The organism is Bacillus sp. BSL6 (genome assembly GCF_052928345.1).
The window spans coordinates 319,199-342,831 of record NZ_JAVGCW010000005.1 but is presented as its reverse complement, the minus strand read 5'-3'; the positions used below and the strand labels follow the sequence as shown (position 1 = coordinate 342,831).

At 34.5% G+C, this 23,633-nt stretch carries 21 protein-coding genes and 1 pseudogene; 11 read left to right on the top strand and 11 right to left on the bottom strand.

Annotated features, from left to right (window positions below):
• Window positions 1-89: 89 nt before the first annotated feature.
• From RCJ96_RS18550 to RCJ96_RS18540, 3 genes are all read right to left on the bottom strand, one after another.
• The gene (locus RCJ96_RS18550; RefSeq protein ID WP_074609574.1) at window positions 90-1,556 is read right to left on the bottom strand and encodes a protein adenylyltransferase SelO; all 1,467 of its coding nucleotides are present in this window, start codon (window positions 1,554-1,556) and stop codon (window positions 90-92) included.
• A 178-nt stretch (window positions 1,557-1,734) separates the two neighbouring features.
• Complete coding sequence (locus RCJ96_RS18545; RefSeq protein WP_062821441.1) at window positions 1,735-2,733, bottom strand: NADP-dependent oxidoreductase; 999 nt, start codon at window positions 2,731-2,733, stop codon at window positions 1,735-1,737.
• 109 nt (window positions 2,734-2,842) lie between these two features.
• On the bottom strand, window positions 2,843-3,247 hold the full coding sequence (locus RCJ96_RS18540; protein ID WP_000571882.1) for an ArsR/SmtB family transcription factor: 405 nt from the start codon (window positions 3,245-3,247) through the stop codon (window positions 2,843-2,845).
• 477 nt (window positions 3,248-3,724) lie between these two features.
• Between RCJ96_RS18540 and RCJ96_RS18535 the strand changes: the two genes are divergently transcribed.
• Together RCJ96_RS18535 and RCJ96_RS18530 are read left to right on the top strand one after the other, a co-directional pair.
• The gene (locus RCJ96_RS18535; RefSeq protein ID WP_316150867.1) at window positions 3,725-5,344 is read left to right on the top strand and encodes an FAD-dependent oxidoreductase; all 1,620 of its coding nucleotides are present in this window, start codon (window positions 3,725-3,727) and stop codon (window positions 5,342-5,344) included.
• 382 nt (window positions 5,345-5,726) lie between these two features.
• A complete protein-coding gene (locus RCJ96_RS18530; protein WP_316150865.1) occupies window positions 5,727-6,671 on the top strand; it encodes a glycerophosphodiester phosphodiesterase in 945 nt (314 codons plus the stop codon).
• A gap of 43 nt (window positions 6,672-6,714) precedes the next feature.
• Here RCJ96_RS18530 and RCJ96_RS18525 read toward each other — a convergent pair whose 3' ends face one another.
• From RCJ96_RS18525 to RCJ96_RS18515, 3 genes are all read right to left on the bottom strand, one after another.
• Entirely contained in the window at window positions 6,715-7,392 is a 678-nt protein-coding gene (locus tag RCJ96_RS18525) for a YdcF family protein (RefSeq protein ID WP_316150862.1), read from the bottom strand.
• Window positions 7,393-7,485: 93 nt separating this feature from the next.
• Entirely contained in the window at window positions 7,486-7,995 is a 510-nt protein-coding gene (locus tag RCJ96_RS18520; RefSeq protein ID WP_316150860.1) for a DUF3916 domain-containing protein, read from the bottom strand.
• Window positions 7,988-8,839 (bottom strand): LysR family transcriptional regulator, encoded by an 852-nt coding sequence (locus RCJ96_RS18515; protein ID WP_074607094.1) that lies wholly within the window; start codon window positions 8,837-8,839, stop codon window positions 7,988-7,990. Before RCJ96_RS18515 ends, RCJ96_RS18520 begins: the two co-directional genes overlap by 8 nt.
• Window positions 8,840-8,945: 106 nt before the next feature.
• Between RCJ96_RS18515 and RCJ96_RS18510 the strand changes: the two genes are divergently transcribed.
• Window positions 8,946-10,166 (top strand): MFS transporter, encoded by a 1,221-nt coding sequence (locus RCJ96_RS18510; protein WP_139302736.1) that lies wholly within the window; start codon window positions 8,946-8,948, stop codon window positions 10,164-10,166.
• Window positions 10,167-10,265: 99 nt separating this feature from the next.
• Here the strand turns inward: RCJ96_RS18510 and RCJ96_RS18505 are convergent.
• Window positions 10,266-10,378 (bottom strand): annotated as a pseudogene (locus RCJ96_RS18505) (ABC transporter ATP-binding protein).
• Window positions 10,379-10,733: 355 nt separating this feature from the next.
• Between RCJ96_RS18505 and RCJ96_RS18500 the strand changes: the two are divergent.
• On the top strand, window positions 10,734-11,867 hold the full coding sequence (locus RCJ96_RS18500) for a serine hydrolase domain-containing protein (protein WP_242304269.1): 1,134 nt from the start codon (window positions 10,734-10,736) through the stop codon (window positions 11,865-11,867).
• 35 nt (window positions 11,868-11,902) lie between these two features.
• On the opposite strand, the gene pepF is transcribed toward RCJ96_RS18500, so the two are convergent.
• Together pepF and RCJ96_RS18490 are read right to left on the bottom strand one after the other, a co-directional pair.
• On the bottom strand, window positions 11,903-13,690 hold the full coding sequence (gene pepF, locus RCJ96_RS18495) for an oligoendopeptidase F (protein ID WP_316150856.1): 1,788 nt from the start codon (window positions 13,688-13,690) through the stop codon (window positions 11,903-11,905).
• Between the two features lie 116 nt (window positions 13,691-13,806).
• Window positions 13,807-14,598, bottom strand: a complete 792-nt coding sequence (locus RCJ96_RS18490) for an arylamine N-acetyltransferase family protein (RefSeq protein ID WP_000129176.1) — start codon at window positions 14,596-14,598, stop codon at window positions 13,807-13,809.
• A gap of 535 nt (window positions 14,599-15,133) precedes the next feature.
• Here RCJ96_RS18490 and RCJ96_RS18485 point away from each other — a divergent pair.
• The 4 genes from RCJ96_RS18485 to RCJ96_RS18470 all read left to right on the top strand — a co-directional run bounded on the left by RCJ96_RS18485 (window position 15,134) and on the right by RCJ96_RS18470 (window position 19,449).
• Window positions 15,134-17,035 (top strand): endonuclease MutS2, encoded by a 1,902-nt coding sequence (locus RCJ96_RS18485; RefSeq protein WP_316150854.1) that lies wholly within the window; start codon window positions 15,134-15,136, stop codon window positions 17,033-17,035.
• Window positions 17,036-17,041: 6 nt separating this feature from the next.
• Window positions 17,042-17,566 (top strand): GNAT family N-acetyltransferase, encoded by a 525-nt coding sequence (locus RCJ96_RS18480; RefSeq protein ID WP_316150852.1) that lies wholly within the window; start codon window positions 17,042-17,044, stop codon window positions 17,564-17,566.
• A 162-nt stretch (window positions 17,567-17,728) separates the two neighbouring features.
• The gene (locus tag RCJ96_RS18475) at window positions 17,729-18,433 is read left to right on the top strand and encodes a histidine phosphatase family protein (RefSeq protein ID WP_242304260.1); all 705 of its coding nucleotides are present in this window, start codon (window positions 17,729-17,731) and stop codon (window positions 18,431-18,433) included.
• Between the two features lie 233 nt (window positions 18,434-18,666).
• Window positions 18,667-19,449: a putative protein N(5)-glutamine methyltransferase gene (locus tag RCJ96_RS18470; protein WP_316150851.1), complete on the top strand. Its 783-nt coding sequence runs from the start codon at window positions 18,667-18,669 to the stop codon at window positions 19,447-19,449.
• A 219-nt stretch (window positions 19,450-19,668) separates the two neighbouring features.
• On the opposite strand, the gene RCJ96_RS18465 is transcribed toward RCJ96_RS18470, so the two are convergent.
• Window positions 19,669-20,634, bottom strand: coding sequence for a quinone oxidoreductase family protein (locus RCJ96_RS18465; protein ID WP_316150849.1), 966 nt, complete (start codon window positions 20,632-20,634; stop codon window positions 19,669-19,671).
• Window positions 20,635-20,757: 123 nt separating this feature from the next.
• Here RCJ96_RS18465 and RCJ96_RS18460 point away from each other — a divergent pair, with 123 nt between their 5' ends.
• From RCJ96_RS18460 to RCJ96_RS18450, 3 genes are all read left to right on the top strand, one after another.
• On the top strand, window positions 20,758-21,651 hold the full coding sequence (locus RCJ96_RS18460) for a LysR family transcriptional regulator (RefSeq protein WP_316150847.1): 894 nt from the start codon (window positions 20,758-20,760) through the stop codon (window positions 21,649-21,651).
• A gap of 291 nt (window positions 21,652-21,942) precedes the next feature.
• Window positions 21,943-22,455 carry a DUF2690 domain-containing protein gene (locus RCJ96_RS18455; protein ID WP_316150846.1) on the top strand — a complete coding sequence of 171 codons (513 nt, stop codon included), beginning with the start codon at window positions 21,943-21,945 and terminating at the stop codon, window positions 22,453-22,455.
• A 17-nt stretch (window positions 22,456-22,472) separates the two neighbouring features.
• Window positions 22,473-22,949 carry a DUF2690 domain-containing protein gene (locus RCJ96_RS18450; protein WP_316150843.1) on the top strand — a complete coding sequence of 159 codons (477 nt, stop codon included), beginning with the start codon at window positions 22,473-22,475 and terminating at the stop codon, window positions 22,947-22,949.
• A gap of 97 nt (window positions 22,950-23,046) precedes the next feature.
• Here the strand turns inward: RCJ96_RS18450 and RCJ96_RS18445 are convergent, their stop codons facing one another.
• Window positions 23,047-23,538, bottom strand: a complete 492-nt coding sequence (locus tag RCJ96_RS18445) for a DinB family protein (RefSeq protein ID WP_074607079.1) — start codon at window positions 23,536-23,538, stop codon at window positions 23,047-23,049.
• Window positions 23,539-23,633 lie beyond the last annotated feature (95 nt).

The following is a 23,633-nucleotide window of genomic DNA, read 5'->3' as shown; positions in this document are numbered from 1 at the left end:
ATTTTAAATTTCTAGTTGAGAGGTGAAAATATAAAAAAGGGTGTGTTCATACAATTTGTATGAACACACCTTTTTTACATATTAAACCATCAAGTCCCACAAAAAGTACGATAAGGACGATTCGTAGGCGCAGGTGGAACGCAGTATTCTTCTTGATCTGTAGAATACGCATAAGGATTTGCTAGAGCTTCAAGAAGTTTCTCCATTATGCTATAGTCGCCATTTGTAACAGCGGCTTCTAGTGCTTCTTCTACGCGATGGTTTCTTGGGATGATGGATGGGTTATTATTTTTCATCATCTCGTAGGTATTTTCTTTCGATTCTTCTTGTCGTTCTAATCGAGATTGCCACAGTTTGTACCATTCTTTAAATTCTAGACTTTCGAATAGAGGCGTATTTTCTAACGTATCAAGAGTTAATGAACGGAATGTATTTGTGTAATCCGCTTTAAATTTCTCCATCATTTTTAAAAGTTGCTCAATAAGTGATTGATCTTGTTCCTCACTGCTAAATAGTCCTAATTTCTTTTTCATTCCAAGGAACCACAGGTTTTCATACTGTACGCTAAATTTTGAAATTTCATCTTGAGCAATTTTTAATGCTTCTTCTTCATCTTCATGCAGAATTGGTATTAAAGATTCTGCTAGTCGCGCGAGATCCCATGCGGCCATATACGGCTGATTTCCATATGCGTAGCGACCTTGTGTATCAATGGAGCTAAATACGGTTCCTTGGTCGTAATTGTCCATAAATGCACAAGGACCGTAATCAATTGTTTCTCCGCTAATTGTTATATTGTCAGTGTTCATTACACCGTGGATAAATCCAACAAGTTGCCATTTAGCGATGAGGCTTGCTTGTTTCTTTATGACTTCTTGTAGCAATGCAGTATATCGGTTTTCATGATCTTCAATTTCTGGGTAATGTCTTTTTATTGTATAGTCAGCTAGCGATTGAAGATCCTCGATTGAGCCGCGAGCTGCAGCATATTGAAATGTACCAACGCGTATATGGCTACTTGCTACTCTAGTTAAAATTGCTCCAGGTAACTTTGTTTCACGGTATGTAGGTTCTCCAGTTGTGACAACTGCTAAACTGCGGGTAGTTGGAATATCAAGTGCATACATTGCTTCGCTTATAATATATTCACGTAGCATTGGACCGAGTGCAGCACGACCATCACCACGACGTGAATACGGAGTAGGGCCAGAACCTTTCAGTTGAATGTCAAAGCGTTTACCTGAAGGAGTAATTTGTTCACCAATTAAAAGAGCACGACCGTCGCCTAACATATTAAAATGTCCGAATTGATGTCCAGCATACGCTTGCGCTAATGGATGAGCTCCTTCTGGGAGTGCATTACCGGCGAAAATAGCGATTTCGGCTTCTTTCTTCAATTCTTCAGGATTAAAGCCAAGAGATATCGCAAGTGAATGGTTTAGCTTAACTAGCTCCGGTGAACTTACGGGAGTAGGGGGGATTTCTGTATAAAATGATTGTGGTAAAGTCGTATAACTATGGTCTAAATTCCAACCAGCTTCATTATTTTTAGTCATTTTATCTCCTCCTTGTTTATTTTTTTATTATGTATTTGTACGTATGTATTCTTTGTAAAATTAGCTAAAAGTATAATATGATATTTCCCCTTGCAATCTATTGTAAGGACTTCACTGCACTATGTCTATTTAACAGTAAATATAAAGACCCCATTTGAAGAAAATGGGGTCTTTGTTATTATTTTATTTTTACAATTATTTTTCCTTTTGCTCTTCCAGCCTCTGAATATTCCATTGCTTTTTGAGCATCCTCAAAAGGGAAAACGCGATCGATTACCGGTTTGATTTTTCCAGCTTCAATATAATTTGCAATAGTGCGTAATTGATCCCCGCTTGGCTTCATAAATAAAAATGAATATTGAGCATTATGCTTTTTTTCAAGTGCAGTAAGTTTTTTACTTGCTAATGAAAATAAGAATGTTTTAAAAAATCCAGAACCAAATTCTTTACCGAAACGAGCATTTGGCATTCCTGAAACGGAAACAATGTTGCCGCCGCTTTTTATAATATTGAATGATTTTTCAAGTGTTGTACCACCAATGGTATCAAATACTGCATCATAATCTTTTAGTATTTCTTCAAATTTTTCTGTTTTGTAATTAATAATTTGATCTGCTCCAAGAGACTTTACTAAATCGGAACCAGCTTCACTAGCAGTTGTTGTAACGGTAGCGCCCATTATTTTTGCTAACTGAATTGCGAAAGTACCAACACCACCAGATCCAGCGTGAATTAAAATCTTTTGATCTTTTTGTAATTGCATAATGTCATGTAATGCTTGATATGATGTTAAGCCAACAAGTGGAATTGAAGCAGCTTCTTCAAAACTTAAATTTTTCGGTTTTAAAGCTATATCATCTTCATGAATGGCTATATACTCCGCGAAAGTACCAATCTTATTTTTTCTTGGACGTGCATATATTTCATCACCGACTTTAAAACGAGTTACTTTGGATCCAACCTTTATGATGACACCGGCAAAGTCATTCCCAAGGATTAGGGGCATTTCATATTTAAGTAACATCTTTACTTTTCCATCGCGTATTTTAAAATCAATTGGGTTAATACTAGCTGCATGAATTTCTGCGAGCACTTCATGCTCATTTATTTCAGGAATAGGTACCTCTGCCATGCGCATTGGAACTTTTCCGTACTTATCAATTATCATCGCTTTCATTTCTTATACCTCCAAATTTCAATAAAGTGAAACTTTAATCAGTGGGGGGTTCTTCATCCCCCACTGATTATTAGTTGAACCAATCGGACTTTTATGGGCAGTTGATCCCCTATCTAAATTCTTTGCTTTCGCTGAATTCTGAGGTGGGGGTCTTACTGCCCGTTAAAGTGGGATAAAAGTTGTGCAATAGCTTTTCGATATCTAATACAAGATTTTTTAATAAACTTAATTTTGTACGTATATCAATATAATAAAAGTTTTTTGTACCTTCTTTTCGCATTAAAATAATACCGGCTTCTCGTAAAATTCTAAGGTGATGTGATACCGCTGGTCGAGAAAGGTGTGTTTGTTTCGTAATTTCTCCTACACGTAATCCGGTTTGACATTCCGTTTCCATGAGAACTAACAAAATAGCTTGACGTGTTTCATCACCAATTGCCAATAATACTTTTTGAGAATCAATAAAATCTTTTTTTATAACATTTAATTGTTCTTGTTTATTCATTTCAATCACTATACCTCCAAAAAATTAATCGAAAGGTTTAAGATGATGGACCATTACTTCGATACGGTAATGCTACATGATTGTTATATGAGCTGCAATATTGGGAAAGAAAATCGAGACGAATGAAATTTTATGAGTTGAAAATGGTAGGGGATAAAAAAGGCTGTAATAATACGTTGTTTCCAAATGAGAATGGTTAAGTCATTGGGCAAAAAATTAAGCGGTCGTAACCCTATATAATTTATAGGGTTACGACCGCTTATCATGTTTTTATTGTTTTGATGTCTACTAAAGTGAGTTCTTTCGTTTTACTCTTGCATACATGCACAATTCAAACGGATTATAGATGTATGAAAAAGTAAAAGTAATTTGGGGCGTAATCTATCTATATGATAATTTAAAATGAAATATAAGTCTATATCTTTGTTGTTTTTTTGATTATATTTATGTCACTGAGCTCAGAACAATGATGTGGAGGATAAGTATATGGAATTGAATGATGTACCAGTTTTAATTGTTGGAGGGGGATTATCAGGATTAGCATCTGCGTTATTTCTTGCAAAACATAATATTGAGTACTTACTTATTGAAAGGCATCCGTCTACTGCAATTCATCCAAAAGCAGGTGGAATCACTTTTCGTACGATGGAGTTATTTCGAGAATTGGGTTTAGAACAAAGAATTAGTTCAGCGGGTAAAACATTAGAAAATTGCCGAGGAAGAATAGCTGTTCATACAATAGCTGAGGCGAATCAGGAAGAATTCGCACAATTGAGGGTGACTCAGTATGAAAACGATGAAAAATTACTTCGAAAAGTAAAAGAGATTAGTCCATCAAAACAAACTGCGTGTTATCAAATAATTTTAGAAGAAATGATGTTACAGGAAGCGAAAACGCTAGGCGGGCAACTATCTTTTTATCATGAATTAGTTTCATTTGAACAAAATGAAAACGGGGTAAAAGCAACCATTCGAAATCGTGAAACAGAAAAAGAAAGTGTCATACATTGTGACTATGTAATTGCAGCAGATGGAGCGAAAAGTAAAATACGTGAGCAGTTAGGGATTAGTACCGAGGGCCGTGGAACAATTGGTGGTTATTATATGAATATTTATTTTGAAGCGGATTTAAGTGAATTTATACAAGGAGATGCATTTGGTTTTTCTATGGTACTCCATCCAGACGTTATTGGTGCGCTTATTCCAGTTGATAACGAAAGAAGATGGATTTACCATGTATCCTATGATCCATTAAAAGGAGAGCGACCAGAGGATTTCACTATAGAACGTTGTAAACAAATTATTCAAACCGCAATTGGAAGCACAAATGTTAAGTCAGCAATAGTAAGTGTTTTACCGTGGGAAGCGACTGAAAGTACTGCTGCAAAATTTCAAGATAATCGAATCTTTTTAGTTGGCGACTCAGCGCATATTATGCCGCCAACTGGAGGGTTTGGTTCCAATACAGGAATACAAGATGCGCACAATCTAGCTTGGAAATTAGCGGCTGTTATAAAAGGAAAAGCAAACCCGAAATTGTTAGAAACATATCATGAAGAGAGATACCCTGTTGCAAAATTAACGACAGATTATGCAAGTAGTTTACTGTTTCGTGCTGCGAATAGAGAGGAAGGCAGTTTGAATAATATGGATGGTTTAGCTGTGACTGTTGGGTATCATTATAGTTCAGATGCAATAATAGATGAATCAGGCACTCCACATAGAATGGATATCGTAGATTTGAATGGAAGACCTGGAACACGAGCACCGCATTTTTGGGGGATGTATAAAGGGAAAGAAGTTTCTGTATTAGACTTATTTGGTAACAATTTTGTATTACTTACTGGAGTAGACAATAGTTCTTGGGCTGAAGCTGTATATGATGTTTCATCTAAATTAGGGATAAATATTAATGTGTATCGAGTAGGGGGAAGCGGAGATTTTATTGCTCAAGAAAATGTTTTTCGTGAATTATATGGGATAGAAAATGAAGGAACTGTATTAATTAGACCAGACGGCTTTATTGGATGGTGTTCGGAAAAAGCAGTGGTAAATCCAGATGTAATACTGGAGAAGGTAATGAGTAATTTATTATGTAGTTTTTAAGTAGCTATGGAAGTATATTGTTTTATATGCTTCACTTTACTGAAAAAATAATATTCACAAATATTAATAGGTTTGGTATGATTAATTTCGACAAGTTAATCGAGGCCGGAGATATTTGAGATAAGCCATAAATTTATTTAGGGATATAGAAGTGTCCTCTAAATAATTTATGGCTTTTTTTATTGATGAAATGTAATCAATAGGAAGTTACATGTGAATAGGGGGGATATGGAAAATAAATAGTATAGTAATAACATAGGGGAATTATATTTGTAAGATTGGAATTTTAATATAAACTTATAAAAATGATGAAAGTATATCTTCTATTTCGTGTAAATCTCATTAACTTGTTGAAATTTGCAGCGTAGGAAGGGTTAGAAGGATGAGAAAAATTATTAGCGTGTTAGTTATTTTCTTTATGACGGGAAGTATCTTTGCTGGGGGAGCTGTTCATGCGAAAGCAGAAGGGAAGCATGAATGGAATACGAATAAGTTTTTAAATATTGCACATCGCGGAGCAAGTGGACATGCACCTGAGCATACTTTTGCTTCTTATGATTTAGTGAAAAAAATGAAAGCGGATTATTTGGAGTTAGATATTCAATTAACTAAGGATGGCCAATTAATTGCAATGCATGATACAGCAGTTGATCGCACGACAAATGGAACAGGTGAAGTACGAGATAAAACGTTAAGCGAAATAAAGAGTTTAGATGCAGGATCGTGGTTCAATAAAGCGTATCCAGAAAAGGCTAAGCAAGAGTATGTTGGTCAAAAAGTTCCGACTCTTGAAGAAATTTTCCAAAAGTACGGAAGAAGCATGAAGTATTACATTGAAACAAAATCACCAGATGTGTATCCAGGAATGGAAGAGAAATTATTAGCTTTATTAGAAAAATATAATTTAATAGGTCAAAACATGTCTTCTAGCCGTGTTATGATTCAATCATTTAGTAAAGATAGTTTAACAAAGATTCATAGTATGAATGAAAATATTCCGTTAGTTCAACTGCTTTGGTATTATCCAAATGAAAACAATGAGATTGTTGAATGGTCTGGCATTACACATGAACCGAAAAGTGTAACAAATGAAGATTTTCAAGAAATTAAAAAGTATGCAGTCGGTATTGGACCGAACTTACGCAATGATAGCGGAGATTTAATTATCAATGAGTCATATATGAAAATGGCTAGAAATAATGGATTGTTAATTCACCCTTATACAATTAATGAGAAACCAGATATGAGATTGTTAATGAAATGGGGCGCTACAGGAATGTTTACAAATTATCCGGATCGGTTACATAGTGTGTTAAAAGAAAAATAAATAGGAGAAAAGGTATACCGACGTTTTGGTATACCTTTTTCTATTATGCTAGATTATAGTAATAGGATACATATTCTTCTAAGCCTTGAACTTCTTTTTCAGGTGGCTCAATACCACCTTTTCTACCGTAGCAAACATTTCTCAAGTATTCTCCAAAAATCATAGAGCGGCTTTTCTCATTTTTCATCCAATTATATCTATTAATGATAAACTCACCATCGAAACTTGTATCAAATGTATATGGAATACAAGTAATAGTTTTAGGTAAATGTTTTTTTAATACTCTGTATTGCCGACCAGCGCCTAAACTTTTGCAAATAAATAGTAGCTGATTAATCTTTGTAAAATCAAAAATCTTTTTCGCTTCCATTACATTAGCGATAGAATGGAGGGAGTTTTTCTCGAATAGGATAGCATCTTTTGGTACGCCATGTTCAAGTAATTTATTTACAATTACTTCTGCATCTGACAAATCCCCGTAATTCCAGCTCGGATGTTTCATGCCATGCAAACTAGTACCACCTGTAACGATAATTTTATTTCCTAAACCTTGTCGATAAGCTTCTAGAGGAGCTTGCCAATTGCCGGGATGAGAACCGCCGAAAACGAAAATGGCATCACATTTTTGTGGTGTTATTTCTTTTAGAAAAGCGATTTCTGTAATTTGATCGATTTGTTTTTTCGTAAGAGTAGGGACATCAGGATATTTAGGGATTACCATGTGAAAACCTCCTATATAGTAAAATGATAAATTCATTATATAGTGATTTTGTTAGGTGAAAAAAGGGAAGCTTTTCATTTGAAAGTACCCCTTTTAAGATAACTCTCCAATAAACCAAATCTCTTTTTTATCGATTGCATCTTCATCATAAATGACTTCTTGAAAGTGCAACAGTTGGGCAGTAGGGCGAATTGAAATTCCCCATGTTTCCCAAAAATTAATTTCATTTGAAAGAGGGATCCATGTTTGAAATTCATTATTTCTATTGAAAAAATTTTGAAAGTAGTCATCGTTTTTAAATACGATAATTTGCGATCTCCATAAATTTTCTATAGAAATTATAGTAACAACTCGATATGTATGTGTATCACTCGGTTTTATTTTTATTAAATGATTTACTCGATCTATTAAGGTTTGTATACATAATCGTTTTACTTTTCTAGGTGTTTTATGAGACTCGATAAAAGCTTGAGAAACTGGTAAAGGCATATACCAATATTCATCGTTATAGAAAGTAGAAGGGAACGTTTTTGTATGTTCCTCAATTTGTTTTATCATAGCGTTTGTTTTTCGCTTCATCCTACGTATTTTCTTTTCATGCATTGTGAGTCATCTCCATAAATTTTTGTAATGCAGCTGAGCGAAATATATCTTTTCTAGTAATAAAAGTAGTAGGAACTTTTTTGAAGCTATTTGGTAAAGGATTGAATGATACGTCATGTTCATGCTCCTTTAAAATTGATTTCATCATAATCGCTACGCCCATACTTGATTTTACACAGGCAAGTATCGCTTCAATTGTTCCGAATTCTAATACTCGTTTAGGGGAGATCCCCACTTCTTGAAGCCAGTCTTCTAATAAACTTCTATAATAACACCCGTGACTAAAAGCGAGTAAATTCATATCTTCTATGTCTGTAAGAGAGGATAGAGGTTTTTTACTAATGAGAACCAATTCTTCTTCACGAAATACATTTGTATGAAGTTCATTATGCTGAGTAGAGCCAGCTATAAACGCTCCGTCTAGTTTTCGCTCTAATACAAGCTTAATTAGTTGTTCAGTCGTATTTGTTTCTAAAATCAATTCGACTTCTGGGTACTTCTCATAGTAGGCCGTTAATATAGAGGGGAGCCTTACCGCAGTTGTAGATTCTGTACACCCAATTTTTAAAGTGCCTTTTGGTTCAGTTCCATTACTTTGAATCGCTTTTATAGATTGATCCATTAAGTGGATAATTTGTTTGGCATATGTTAATAAAATCTCACCGTTAGAAGTTAAAGTTACACCTTTTCCGTTTCTGTAAAATAAAGGAACACCTAATTCGTTTTCTAGTTGTTTCATACGCATCGTTACGCCTGATTGTACGTAGTTCAAATTTTTTGCTGCGTGAGAAATATTATTTTCCTTCGCGACTTCGTAAAATACAGTTAAATCTTTTATATCCACGTATCATTCCTCCAAAAAGGTATCAATTTTTTTGATGGATTATATGATGAATCTTTATTTTATATGATATCAGAACTTTCATACAATGGAAGGGGGAGGGATTATTATGTTGATTGAAGAAAGGGTGAATAGTACTTATAAATGGGTTATGTTAATTGTTGCGACGATTGCTCAAACAACAGCGACACTTATAACGTATGGTGTCGGGGTTTTCGCTTTATTTTGGAAAGAAGAATATGCACTTACGAATACGGAGAGTGGATTATTAGTAAGTGTTGTAAATGTTGGACCGTTATTTTGTATGCTTTTTGTCGGTCGGCTACTTGATCAATATAATGAAAAAATATTAATTTCTATCAGTTCATTTTTGCTAGGGAGTTCGCTTTTACTGACTAATATAGTAAGTGGATTTAATGGGTTATTATTTGTACTTTTATTAATAGGAATGTTTTATAGTGTTTCCCAGCCAGGAGGAAGTAAAGTGATTTTAAAATGGTTCCGAAAAGAAAATCGTGGGTTAGCGATGGGAATAAGGCAAGCTGGTATACCGATTGGTGGCGCGTTAGCGGGAGTGTTAATCCCGTTTCTTACCGTACAATATAATATGACTTACGCGATCAATAGTATCGCATGCATTTGTATAATTGGAGGGCTATTATTTTTTATGTTTTATAAAGAGCCATATGTTCAGGAGGAAGCGAGGAAAGGACATATTAAAATTTCCTTTTGGATGGAGCTAAAAGTAGTGATATGCAAAAAAGAGTTGTATCCAATTTATATAACGGGTATTTGCATGATTTCATTACAAATGGTGTTAGTTGGACACTTCATGAAATTTTTAGCAGGGGAACAATCGATTACATCTATTGTAGCCGGAACAGTATTTTCAGTTATGTTCTTTTCTGGAATGATTGGTCGTATTGCATTAGCAACTATTAGTGATGTGTTGTATAAGGGGAATCGGCGTATACCTTTATTTATAGCTGTCTGCGCTTCTATCGGCTTGATTTTATTGTTAGTAATGAATATACATACAATAACGAGTGGAATCTTGTATAGTGTAAGTGCATTGTTAGGATTTTTTTCAATTGGATGGTTTAGTCTTTTTATAGCCGAAGTTGCTGAATTGGCAAGTGAAGAATCTGTAGGAATAACAGTGAGTGTAGCACTTACATTAAATCAAATTGCAATTATTATTGCCCCTGTTTTATTTGGTTATATTGTGGATGAGAAAGGGTATACGTATGCGTGGTTATGTATAGTAGTATTGTTAAGTATCTCGGCAGTCAGTTTATATAGAAAAAACAAAAAAATAAAAGAAAGTTAGCAATGTAAATTTTTTATGAAGAAAATATAAAGAAATGCCGAGTGAGCGACATTTCTTTTTTTATTTGTTGTATAATCAAAGTATAAATGAGATTCATTTTCAATGAAGTTCATTGCCTGTAATTTTAGCTATAATGATTTGTTTTTCTTTATCGTTATTTACATGATTTATTTTGTTTGAAAATTTTTAGTATCATTTCCTTTTAAAGTTATAATCTATTTTACTTAATATTAAATTATAACTATATTTTATTGTAGGATAATGAAACGTCATATCATTTAAACGATTGTTTCTATCTCTGTTTTTCATCGTAACAACTCCGTTTCTTATCTTGTGTAACAAATGTTACATAATATGTTGAAATTATAGTAGGGTGCATCCGATTGTAGGGTGGAAATTTTGCAAGAAAGAAATACAATAGAGAGTAGCCAAAAACTGAATATGAGAAAAAGGAATCTAGTTCATTTAGGTGAATAATAGGTAGTATTATAAAATATTTGAAAATTAAAAGATATAGAACAGAATGGATGTACGTTAAGTGAAACTATATAAAAGAGGGTTCCTATTATGCTAAAGAAATGGTTAATCGTTTTCTTTGTTTTTGCTATTTTTTGTGGGAGTGTCGTTGCACTAATACATGCAAATAAAGGTAAGAAATATGATATAAAGGCATTTTCTAATGTAAATAGTAAGCAAAAGGACGATATGCAAGAAGTTGATGCAACTGAGAAAAAACGCTATGAAGTTGTAGCTAGTAAATTAGATGAATATTTAAAAGATAAAGGATTTAATGGGAGCGTTCTTGTAGCTAGTAAAGATCATGTGATTTTACGAAAAGGTTATGGATATGCGAATGTGAAAGATAAAGTAGTAACAACGCCAAGAACGAAATATCGTATTGGTTCTATTACGAAAACGGTCGTTGCAATATCTATTATGCAGCTAAAAGAAAAAGGGAAATTAAATATTGAGGACAATGTAAATAAGTATATTCCATCGTTTCCAGCAGATAAAAACATTACGTTACGAAATCTATTAACACACACATCTGGCTTGCCAGATCAAGGACAAGGTAGGGTGGATGCAGGGTCACGTTTAAAGTTAGTAACGTGGATTGGAGGGCAAAAATTGCAATTTCCTGCAGGGACAGGCTGGAAATATACAGACTATAATTATATGGTGCTTGCATATATTGTAGAAAAAATTACGAATAAACCGCTCGCTGAATACGTGAAAGAAAATATTTTTACTTCTGCTGGCATGTATGAATCTGGAATGGGGGCGACTCTCCCAGAAGATATTTTTTTAGCAGAAGGTTATACGAGAAAAGATAATGAATTAATAGCTGCTCCCCGCTTAAAAATGAACTGGTTGTATGGGTGTGGTGAAATGTATACAACTGTTGAAGATATGAAAAGATTAGATGAGGCAATAATGGATGGAAAGCTGTTATCTAAACAAAGTGTATTAGATATGTTTACTGCATCACCTGCAAGAAAATATGGATTTAGTTTCTATACGTATCCAGATTATTATCATAACCACGGGGTATTAGCAGGCTGGAATACTTTTAATAATTTTAACTGGGATAAAAGAACGTTTGTCATATTGTTCTCTAACGTCCAAAATGGTATGAATGATGCATTTAATCAAGAGTTTAGGAAAATGGCGAATGATTTAATAGAAGGAAAGGGAGCATGAAAGAGAAAGAGCCTCTAGCGAGAGGCTCTTCTTTTTTATAAAGTTGAAAACTCTTCAACAAGTTCACTAAAACGATGTAATGCACTTTCAATCGGTTCTGGCGTAGTTAAATCAACGCCAGCTTTTTTGAGTAGATTTAATGGATAATCTGAACTTCCACCTTTAAGGAATTCGAGATAGTTTTTCTGTGCATTTGGATCGCCGCTTAATAATTTATCAGCAATTTGGATTGCAGAAGCGAATCCAGTTGCGTATTTGTATACGTAAAATGGACGGTAGAAATGCGGTATTCTAGCCCATCCGTATTTTACTTCTTCGTCAAATACGAGGGAGTCGCCATTATACTCTCTAAATAAGTTTTCATAAACCTCGCTAAAGACTTGGGCATTTAATGGTTTACCTTGCTGTGCCATTTCATGCGTGATTTTTTCAAATTCAGCGAACATGATTTGTGTAAAGAAAGTGCCTTTAAATTTCTCAATGAAATGGTTTACTAAATGGTTACGTACGTTAGCATCTTTTGCTTCTTTTAATAAATGATGAATTAATAGCACTTCATTTACTGTAGAAGCGACTTCTGCGACAAAGATAGTATAGTGTGCAGAAATTCTTGGTTGGTATCCGTGTGAGTAGTGCGTATGCATACCGTGCCCACATTCGTGAGTAAGAGTGAAAAGGCTATTTAAATCATCATGATGATTTAAAAGAATGAAAGGATGAACTCCGTATACACCAAAGTTATAAGCACCGGAACGTTTTCCTGGCGTTTCTCTTACGTCAATATAACGTTTATCTTTAAAGCTTTTTAATGTTTCAATATATTCTTCACCTAAAGGAGCTAGTGATTCAATCATGATGTCAAACGCGTTATCATATGGAATATCTTGTTTTACACCTTTTACTAAATCGACACTTAAGTCATATTGTCTTAGTTCATCGACATTTAATTTCTCTTTTCGAAGTTCATTATATGTATGTAAAGATTGAATGTTTTTTTTCGTCGTTTCAATTAAATTTTCATATACTTCTTTCGGAACCATGTCGCCAAATAATGATTTCTCTAACGCTGATGGATATTTTCTTAGCTTAGAAACAGTAACATTATTTTTAATAGCTGCAGATAAAGTAGAAGCGATAGAATTCTTTAATTGAACGTATGGTTTGTAATAAGCTTTATAGGCTTCTTTACGTTTTTCGCGGTTCTCATCTTCTATTAACTTTGCATACATTCCTCGTGTTAAAGTAACTTTTTCTCCATCATTAGTAGTCACTTCACCAAATAGTATATCTGCATTATTTAGCATGCCATATGTATGTTGCGGAGAGGAGAGTGCTTCGCCCATTTGTGATAAAATCTCTTCTTGGTCCTTATTCAATACGTGTTTTTTATAACGGTATAATTCAAATAAATCTTCTTTATAATATTGTAAGCCTTCAGCTTCTTCTATGTAAGTGTGTAATGTGTTTTCATCTACGCTAAGTAAGAATGGAAAAAAGAAAGATTTAGCTGCACTTACTTTCACTTGTAATTGTGTTACTTTATCGACAAGAGATTGAGCGTCAGTATCGCGTGTATCAAGATCAGATTGTAATCGTGCATAAGCGAACATTAAAGTTATTATGCTAGAAATTTCTTCACTCTTTGTTAAATAGGCTAATAAACTATTGCCATCGTGAATATTTCCATTAAACTCGTGTAATTCTTTCGTTAATACTTCAATTTTATGAAAATCGCTTTCCCAATCTTCAATGGTATCGTAAATATCCGTTAAATCCCATTTTTCTTTATCAGCTACTTGTAGTCGATCTTTAAGTTCTGTCATAATCATTTCCTTTCTAAATATGTAGTTATATTCCTATATAACTATGAAATACAACAAATTGCAAAAAATCCCTGCTGAAAATTAAAAAGCCTTGCTAAAAGGCAAGGCTAAAAAAATTATAATGTAATTCCGAATTTTGAATGTAAAAGATTTTTATATTGCATATCTGTAACTTTTTCTTTCGTTTTTTTACCGTTTTTCGCTATTGTCAGACTATCCTTCGTTAAAGATGCATGCCCATCTTCAGTTAGTTTTACAATAAGAGGTACTTTGTTAAATGGTGAGCCATCGTGTTCAACAATAATTTTTTGTGCTGCATTTGCTTTTTCTTCATCCACTTCTTCTATATAAAATGCATAGCCTAACGTCCAATCATCAGTAGAAGATTGATCCAAAAACTCATTGTTTTTACGCATCTCTAACAGGTAGTTTCCTTTTTCGGTCATTTCTTTACGAATACGATAATCTCCTGTAACGGAGTGAATGACTTCACCTGAGAAAGGAACAGGTGCAAGCGGTAAGTATGATCCGAATCCTACTTCAATTAAGTAAAGTTCATTATGATGTGTTAAAACGGTTGCGATATGGCCAGAATCAACAGCCCATATGGAGTTTGCAGCGTTATACACTGTTCCCGAAACGAGATGAACATCAAATCCAGCGTCTTTAAGGAAGTGATACATAGTAGGATTGAGTTCATAACAAAGACCGCCACGGTTGTTTACTAAAATTTTTTCTTTTAGATTTTCTTTTGATATTTCCTTAAAATTCTTTTCGAGAACATTTAAGTTTTCAAATGGGACAGTTTGTGCCATTGCGTACATAATGTTAGGTAAATCTTCAAATGAAACTTTGTCTTTTTCTTCTATATGTAATCGTGCGAAAAATTGTTTTTGAAAGTCGGTCATAGAAATCCCTCCAAAATTTGTTCTAAATAAATTATATTGAATCATTAAGAAGAAAACATCTGCATATGTGCGTACGACTAAAGTATGACACCTTTACTTCTTGCTATACATATAGTATGATGATTTCAGTAAATTAGATTTCAATGACTATAATATAAATTAATGAGAGGTGCTTTTTGTGAGTGCGGTAGGTACTAAATAGGAAAAATTGAATGAAATAAATCGGATAAGAACAGGGGATTTTTATGTATACCATACCCCTAATTTTGTCATGGATTTATTTCGATACCTATGAAGATACCTACAATACTTTATAAAGCGTGTAATAAGGGGATTGCCATCCGTTTTTATGGCTTATTTCCTCATATGTTATTACTCATGCCTTGTAAATGTAAAAGCTGCGGTATCCCCGCAGCTTTTTTGTATATGTTTTTAATGTATAAAAATGGTAATTGGATAATGTAGGGCTCATTGGAATCTAATGGGTAGGTATCTTCATTTATGATAAAAATTAATCATAGTGAGGAGAAACAAAATGAATACGATGACTTTTGAAAAGTTACAATATAACGAATTAAAGGATATAGTGAAATCTTATTGTGTAAGTGGATTAGGAAAAGAATTAATAAATAAATTAGAGCCGAGTGCAAGTATAAAAGTAGTAAGGAACCGATTAAATGAAACAACCGAAGCGCGAGCTATATTAGATGCGGAAGGGCATGTGCCTTTTTTCGGTATTTCAAATATTGCTAGTACAATTCAAAAATTAGAAAAAGGGATGATTTTAGATCCAGAAGAATTAGTCAGTGTTTCAGACTTTTTACGTGGATGTAGAAAGATTAAAAAGTTTATGTTAGATAAAGAATTTTTTGCGCCAGTATTAGCTTCTTATGCAAATTCAATGACTGAATTTAAAAGTATTGAAGAGGAAATTAATTTTTCAATAAAAGGTAATAGTATTGATTCTGCCGCTAGTAAAGAGTTAAAACGAATTCGAAATAACATTGATTCGGTAGATGGGAAAATAAAAGAACGTTTAACGAAGTTTTTAAATAGCAGTGCAAATAAGAAGTATATTCAGGAGTTCTTTATTAGTAAAAAAGATGATCGTTATACGATTCCGATTAAATCTTCCTATAAAAATCAAGTTGCCGGAAGTATTGTTGAAGCTTCTGCTAAAGGTTCTACTGTATTTGTAGAACCGCATATAGTTACAAAGCTAAATACGGAACTCGCAAGTTTGAAAGCAGAAGAAGCGATGGAAGAATATCAAATTTTAGCGACTTTATCAGGAATGGTAGTAGAAAATATTTATCATATAAAAATTAATATGGAATTAATTAGTCAGTATGATATGGTGTTTGCGAAAGCGAAGTTTAGTAAATCGATTGATGGAATAGAGCCGAAGTTAAATGATCATGGCTACGTTCATTTAGTAAATTGTAAGCATCCGCTTTTGAGTGGAAAAGTAGTACCATTAAACTTTGAAATTGGTCAAAACTATCGTAGTTTAATTATTACAGGGCCGAATGCGGGCGGGAAGACAATTGTGTTAAAGACGATTGGATTGTTAACATTAGCGACAATGTCAGGTTTGCATATTGCCGGAGATAAAGAAACAGAAATTGCTATTTTCGAAAATGTATTTGTAGATATTGGCGATAATCAAAGTATTGAAAATGCACTAAGTACATTTTCATCACATATGAAAAATTTATCTGAGATTATGAGGATGTCAAATAATAATACGTTGCTACTATTTGATGAAATAGGAAGCGGGACTGAACCGAATGAAGGAGCAGCACTTGCAATTTCTATTTTAGAGGAGTTTTATCTTGCAGGATGTATTACAGTTGCGAGTACGCATTACGGTGAAATTAAACGCTTCTCAGAAATGCACGATGATTTCATGAACGCAGCAATGCAATTTAATAGTGAGACGCTAGAACCGCTTTATAAATTAGTGATCGGTAAATCAGGTGAAAGTAATGCACTTTGGATTGCCAATAAAATGAACGTAAGAGAACGTGTACTGAAAAGAGCGAAAGAGTACATGGAAAATAAAGAATACGCTCTAGAAAAACTGAATGAAAGTAAAATTAGAAAACCAAAATTTGTGCAAGAAAAAAGAGAAAATTATTATGAGTACAAAATTGGCGATCGTGTAAACTTATTGGATTATGATGATTTTGGTATTATCTATAAGGAAATAGATAATTTCTATAACGTCGTTGTATATTATAACGGTGAATTTGTTGAAGTAAATATAAAACGTATTACGTTAGAGGTAGCAGCGAAGGAATTATACCCAGAGGGATACGATTTAAATACACTATTTGTCGATTATAAAGAAAGAAAAATGCAGCATGATATTGAGCGGGGATCGAAAAAAGCACTTCGTAAAATTCAAAAAGAAATGAGAAAGAATAGAGGGTAATCCAGAGTGGTAACGATTAGACAAGAACGACAAACCGATTATAGAAAAACGGAAGAAGTTGTACAACAAGCATTTTTAAATGAAGAATTTAGTGATAAAAAGGAACATGAACTTGTAAAACGTATTAGAGAGTGTGACGCATTTATTCCAGAGTTATCAATCGTTGCAGTAGATGAAGAAATAGTCGGTCATATTATATTATCTAAAATTACGATAGAACAAGATGGAGCTTCTGTAGATTCATTAGCGCTTGCACCAGTATCAGTTGCTACGGGATATCAGAAAAAAGGAATTGGTGGAAAGCTTATAGTAGCTGCGTTAGAAAAAGCGAAAGAACTTGGATACGGATCAGTTATAGTATTAGGACATCCAGAGTACTATCCGAAATTTGGTTTTAAGAAAGCAAGTGAGTGGAATATAAAAGCACCATTTGAAGTGCCAGATGAAGCGTTTATGGCGGTTGAGTTAAGTGAGAACGCTCTGCAAAGTATAGAAGGAGTTGTGCAATATTCGAGTGCATTTGCTGAGTAGGAGTATCGGTTAAGAAATATAATCATAAAAGACGCTACCTTTTTGTATGGATATACAGAAAGGTAGCGTTTTTTATTAAGCGAAGCTACTTACATATATTTTGCTCAATGAATAATTGAGGTGTTAAAATTGAGATAGAAATGTAAAGGGAGAGAAAAAAGAATGAAGAATCGAGAAACAGATAGCAACGTAGTTACGTTATATGTTACAAGACATGGTAAAACAATATTAAATACGAACCATCGCGCGCAAGGTTGGGCAGACTCTCCGTTAGTAGAAAAAGGTGTGGAAGTTGCCTCTAATTTAGGAACGGGATTAAAAGATATTCATTTTACAAGTGCGTATAGTAGTGATAGCGGCCGCGCGATTGAAACTGCTAATTTAGTATTAAAATATAGTGAGCAATCAAAATTGAAACTTGAGCAAAGAAAAAAATTACGAGAATTAAATTTTGGTATTTTTGAAGGTGAAAAACTTGATAATATGTGGGATGCGGTTGGAAAAGCTGCAGGCGTTGCATCACCAGAAGAACTTATGAAGTTTTCTATTCAAGAAGTTATTGATCTTATTAGAGCAGCAGATCCTACGAAACAGGCGGAAGATTGGGAATTATTTTCTACTCGTATAAAAGCAGAGATAGATAATATTAGTGAAGAAGCAGCTAAAAATGGCGGCGGTAACGTTTTAGTTGTTGTTCATGGGCTGTTGATTACAACCTTAATAGAAATGCTAGACAGTAGTAAAACAAAACTTGGAGTGGAAAATGCTAGTGTGACGAAGATTGTATATCAAGACGGAACATATACAGTCGAGTCAGTTGGAGATATGAGTTATGTTGCAAAAGGAAAAGAAAGTGTGGAAATATAATTAGATCTTAAATAGAGATAAGAAAAGGAGGTTAGAGAAATCTAACCTCCTTTTTATTTTTTAGTATGTCATTTATATAGTGTATTGGAATATTTTAATGAAATTATATAGAGTGTTTCTTTTTTCAACAATAGGGTCATTTTGTTGAAAAAGGATATCTCCAATTTTTAGCGAATACAGGGTTATAAATAAGAAAAGTGGTGAGGTAAATAGGAAAAGAATGTAATTCCTTTTTGGACAATAAAACAGAAAAATGTATAATTAACAGGCTTCAGAGCGCGGGTTGTGTTTTCGCAGAAGAAGAGACCCGGTTACTTATTTCAGCAGCCCGAACTCCAGAAGACCTCAAGAGAATGGTGGAAATGCGAGCCGATGGTTTACCACTTGAATATGTTGTTGGATACGCAAAATTTTGTGGGATGCGGATAGAAGTGGAGCGGGGTGTTTTTGTGCCTCGTCAACGAACCGAATTTCTTGTTCACCAAGCCGAAGCGCTGTCATGTTTTGGTGATATTGTCGTTGATCTCTGTTGTGGTTCAGGTGCTGTCGGTGCAGCTCTAGCGGCAGCTTTAGGAAGAGTTGAATTATATTGTGTTGATATTGACCCTATTGCAGTACGATGTGCAAGCCACAATGTAACGAGTTTCGGTGGCCATGTTTTTGAAGGTGATTTGTATAAATCGTTGCCTCATTCACTTAAAGGCAACGTGAAGACCATACTTGCAAACGCACCTTATGTTCCTACTGATGCAATAAAACTGCTCCCACAGGAAGCTCGCCTACATGAACCAAAGGTGGCGCTTGATGGGGGAGAGGATGGACTTGACATTCAGCGAAGAGTAGCGAAAGAAGCATTTCTCTGGCTAGCACCTGGAGGTCATCTTTTAATAGAGACGAGCGAAATGCAGGCAGATCAGACCTTTGAAATCTTTGCTGGTGCTGGGCTTACCACGAAAGTGGCTCGAAATGAGGAATTAGATGCTACTGTTGTTATAGGGTCGAAAGCTAGTTTTTAGCTTAAATGGGTATGTAGCCTTATTCATAAATAAAATGATAATTTTCTAGCAATATATAAATAAAAAACATATGCTTTTAATTGAGAAAAAAGATCGAAAATTATCCGAGTGATTTGAAGAAGAAAGGACATAACACATTAGTTATGTCCTTCCATTTATCAACTTTTTTCACTATAGGTTTTCATAAAACTTAACCTAGATTCCTTTTCATTTTATGAATTATGGAATCAATAAAATCTTCCCTGTACTTTTTCTGCTCTCTAATAATTCATGGGCGCGAGCACCGTCTTGTAAAGAGAATGTAGTAGGGCTTGCAATGTTTAATTTTCCACTAGCGCTCCAATCAAATAATTGAGTGGAGCGCTGCTTACGTTCTTCAAAGGTAGTAAGCACATTCCAAAGGTCTCCGCCAGTTAAAGTTTTTGAAGTATCCATAAGCATGCGCGGATCAACGGGAGCAGGATTACCGCCGGCCATTCCGTAAAACACGACAGTACCACCAACTTTAGTAGCGTTAAAACTTTCCTCAAGTGTAGAGCCTACTGATTCATATACAACATTTACCCCGGTACCATTTGTTATTTCAAGTACTTTCGTAGCCCATGATTCCGTATATAAAAATACGTGATCGGCACCAGCTAATGTGGCTACTTTTCCTTTTTCGTTTGATGAAGTTAGGCCGATTACTTTTCCGCCTAGCAGTTTAATCATTTGAATAAGAAGTTGACCAACGCCACCAGCCGCAGCATGGATTAAAGCTGTGTCACCTTGTTTTAGTTGATAGCTATCTTTCGTTAAATAATGTGCTGTTAAGCCTTGCAATAAGACAGAAGCGGCTGTTTCAAAAGAAATTGAATCTGGAAGCGGGATTGCTTTTTCTGCTGGAACGGCAACTAATTCTGCATTTGCAAATGGAACATCAGCAAATGCAATACGGTCTCCAGGCTTGATGGTAGTAACGTTAGTTCCTATTTCTTCAACAATACCAGCCCCTTCATAACCTAATATATAAGGCGGGTTACCAGCGAGATGATAATCGCCTCGGCGTCTATAAATATCAGCGAAATTTAAGCCAATTGCTTTCGTACGGACAAGAATTTCATTTGGATTAATGATTGGATCGGGGATTTCTTTATATTGAAGTACATCAGCATTTCCGAATGTTTCGAAACAAAGTGCTTTCATATGGAATACCTCCATTTATATTGTTTGTCGATGCTCTTTATCATACAATACAAATATCAATAGACAAAGAGGATTATTTTGATGATATCAATCGGAAATTCCGATTGAAAAGAGGGATGATAAATGGAGATAAAACAATTAATTACCTTTAAAATAGCCGCGGATACTTTGAACTTTACACAAACTGCGAAGAAATTAAACTTTGCTCAATCGAGCGTAACGGCGCAAATTAAAACGTTAGAAGCTGAGCTAGGTACGCCGTTATTTGAAAGATTAGGAAAACGTCTTTTCTTAACTGAAGCAGGGAGGAAGTTTCAATTATATGCTGATAAGATGATTGGGCTTAGTAACGAAGCGAAAATGGCTGTGAAAGATGATGAAGAAATAGCTGGTACGTTAACGATTGGTGCACAAGAAAGTCAGTGTACATATAGGCTTCCATCTATATTAAAGAGATTTAAAGCACAATTTCCTCAAATAAAACTTATATTTAAACCAGCACATTCTAATAAAGATGCGAAGGAACAATTGATGAAGGGAAAAGTCGATCTTGCATTTATTTTGGATGAATGTAAAACAGAAGATGCTTTACATGTGGAGCCGCTTATGAAAGAAGAATTAAAAGTAGTAGCTGCTCCAGGGCATCATTTACTCCAGCAAACTTCCGTTTCTATAAAAGATTTAGAGAAGGAAACACTTTTATTAACAGAACTAGGGTGCTCATATCGGACTTTATTTGAGGAGTTATTTCGTGCGAAAGACATATATCCAGCAAATAAGATTGAGTTTGTTAGTGTCGAGGCAATTAAACAATGCGTCATTGCAGATTTAGGTGTTGCTGTGTTACCAGCTATAGTAGTAGAAAAAGATATGCGAGAAGGGACAATAAAGGAGTTAGTTTTAAAAGAAACAATTCCTTCAATTTATACACAAATCGCTTGGCATAAAGACAAATGGATGACAGTGCCACTGCAGCAATTTATTGATGTAACAAGAGAGTTTTTTACAACGGATTAAGTGGAGAAATATTTGTTTTCTATAAAAGAAAAAATGGTAATTTTGTATTGAGAACCGATGCTTGCATGAAACGAGTATCGGTTCTTTATGTTTTAAATAAAGGATGTTTTCAAATGTGTATTTCTCAACTTTTTTTCTTACAAGGGTAAGTAAATTTCTTCGTATATTCCAATAATCGTAAGGGAATTTACAACTTTTATTCGTTTCTGTAAGATGCCTCTAGGCAGCATGAAAGGAGGGGCGTACATAGGGGAAAGATATACGTACTTATTTTGAGGGAGGAGATTTACAATGTTTAAAAAGCTAATGAAAGTATGTGTGTTAAGTGTAGCTAGTGTAGGTGTATTATTTAGTTTTCAAGAAAGTACATTTGCAGCTACTGATTTAAGTAGTTATTATGACGGAAAAAATCCAGCAACAACAAAGGTATACGGTGGAAGTACAACGTGTGATGCTGATGGATTTAATGCAAAGTCTACAGCGGTGTACGAAGGTAGTAAAAAAGTAGGAACAGTCTATTTACGTTACAGTAATAAATGTCATGCAGCATGGTCTAAGCTTGTTTTAGATCAACCAGCACCTTCCGTTTCTGGAGGAGTATATGCTTACGCTGTTATTAATAAATATAAAAACGGTGTATTTCAAAAATCAGTAGATTCTAATAGTGGTAATGGAGCAATAAAAACAGGTCAAACGAGTACGTATACAGGAATGGTATTTGATTTAACTGCTGATTTTGGTTATACGGCTGATGCCGAAGCGGTGACGATTAATAATGGTTACGGGAAAACTGGACGTTATTAATAAAGGAGTGGAATTCTATGAAACTTTTTAAAAAAGTAAGTGCATGTCTTTGTCTGGCGTTGCTCGTTGTAACTAGTGTGTTTAGTACGACCGATAATAATAAAGCATATGCGGAAGACCATACGTATGATGGGAAAAGTCCGTATTACAATAGTTGTGATCAATCAGCAGTAACGAAAGAGAAGAAGTGGATTGATTCAAATTCTTATGTGGAATTAAAATTTAGCACGACGTGTAAGACAGCATGGTCAAAAGTTACTGTAACCCGCCCAGCAGTTTATAATAGCGAAGCTGATGCAAGGATAGTCAGAAAAACCGATGGAAAAGCATATACTTGCGGGAGTGCGGGAGGAAATGGTGTTGTGAATAAAGGGCAAACATCATGCTATACGCCAATGGTATATGATTTAGATCCAAGAAAAGCGCAAGCGCAGGGGAAACATGCAATTCCGAATAGTGATGCATATAATTATGCTGAGACTATTTGGTATTGATGAGGATATGGAGATTGTAAGGTAGAATATTTTAAGAGCATGTTTTGATTGGTTTTCAAAACATGCTCGATTTGTATTCATCCTAAGCTTTTTGATATTAACTAATCAGGTCTGTATCAGGAGGAACATATCCAAGGTGTCTAGCCATAGATACAATTTGTCCTTTATGGTGAAACTCATGCGTCTCTGTATGAGTTAAAAGCCATAGCGGTGTTGTACTCCAAGGTTCTTTTTGCCATTTCACTTCATTTGCTATATTTTCGAGCCAACGGTCATTGTATTCATCTAAAAAACGTTGTACAGTTTCATCTACTAACTTAAATCTAGCACGTACTTTCGTGACATCTGCATGCTCAATTTCATAATTACTAGCGAATGAAAAATCTGCTCGCTTTTGTTTAAATGCGAATGATCCAAGCCAGTATCGATAGCAATCGGCTACATGAATATGTGTCTTTATAATGCTACCGCTCCCGAAATTCGGAACAGTGCTATGTAATTTTTCTAATGGGATTTCTTCTAAAAATGTGAATAGAGTTTCTCTTGTAGCGCTAATAAGATTATATTGCTGTTTTAAAACATGTAACATGAAATTAACACTCCTCTTTTACTTACTAAACTATTTGTGTAGTAAGTAATTCTATATTTACGAGGGTGGAACCTTTTTATTATTTTTACTAAGCA

What these genes read in the sequence shown, in the direction of transcription:
- RCJ96_RS18450 (WP_316150843.1), top strand. Translation starts at nt 22,473, where the DNA reads ATGAAACTTTTTAAAAAAGTAAGTGCATGTCTTTGTCTGGCGTTGCTC.
- RCJ96_RS18535 (WP_316150867.1), top strand. Translation starts at nt 3,725, where the DNA reads ATGGAATTGAATGATGTACCAGTTTTAATTGTTGGAGGGGGATTATCA.
- RCJ96_RS18460 (WP_316150847.1), top strand. Translation starts at nt 20,758, where the DNA reads ATGGAGATAAAACAATTAATTACCTTTAAAATAGCCGCGGATACTTTG.
- RCJ96_RS18530 (WP_316150865.1), top strand. Translation starts at nt 5,727, where the DNA reads ATGAGAAAAATTATTAGCGTGTTAGTTATTTTCTTTATGACGGGAAGT.
- RCJ96_RS18445 (WP_074607079.1), bottom strand. Translation starts at nt 23,538, where the DNA reads ATGTTACATGTTTTAAAACAGCAATATAATCTTATTAGCGCTACAAGA.
- RCJ96_RS18525 (WP_316150862.1), bottom strand. Translation starts at nt 7,392, where the DNA reads ATGGTAATCCCTAAATATCCTGATGTCCCTACTCTTACGAAAAAACAA.
- RCJ96_RS18545 (WP_062821441.1), bottom strand. Translation starts at nt 2,733, where the DNA reads ATGAAAGCGATGATAATTGATAAGTACGGAAAAGTTCCAATGCGCATG.
- RCJ96_RS18500 (WP_242304269.1), top strand. Translation starts at nt 10,734, where the DNA reads ATGCTAAAGAAATGGTTAATCGTTTTCTTTGTTTTTGCTATTTTTTGT.
- RCJ96_RS18490 (WP_000129176.1), bottom strand. Translation starts at nt 14,598, where the DNA reads ATGACCGACTTTCAAAAACAATTTTTCGCACGATTACATATAGAAGAA.
- RCJ96_RS18520 (WP_316150860.1), bottom strand. Translation starts at nt 7,995, where the DNA reads ATGCATGAAAAGAAAATACGTAGGATGAAGCGAAAAACAAACGCTATG.
- RCJ96_RS18455 (WP_316150846.1), top strand. Translation starts at nt 21,943, where the DNA reads ATGTTTAAAAAGCTAATGAAAGTATGTGTGTTAAGTGTAGCTAGTGTA.
- RCJ96_RS18485 (WP_316150854.1), top strand. Translation starts at nt 15,134, where the DNA reads ATGAATACGATGACTTTTGAAAAGTTACAATATAACGAATTAAAGGAT.
- RCJ96_RS18550 (WP_074609574.1), bottom strand. Translation starts at nt 1,556, where the DNA reads ATGACTAAAAATAATGAAGCTGGTTGGAATTTAGACCATAGTTATACG.
- RCJ96_RS18475 (WP_242304260.1), top strand. Translation starts at nt 17,729, where the DNA reads ATGAAGAATCGAGAAACAGATAGCAACGTAGTTACGTTATATGTTACA.
- RCJ96_RS18510 (WP_139302736.1), top strand. Translation starts at nt 8,946, where the DNA reads ATGTTGATTGAAGAAAGGGTGAATAGTACTTATAAATGGGTTATGTTA.
- RCJ96_RS18465 (WP_316150849.1), bottom strand. Translation starts at nt 20,634, where the DNA reads ATGAAAGCACTTTGTTTCGAAACATTCGGAAATGCTGATGTACTTCAA.
- pepF (WP_316150856.1), bottom strand. Translation starts at nt 13,690, where the DNA reads ATGACAGAACTTAAAGATCGACTACAAGTAGCTGATAAAGAAAAATGG.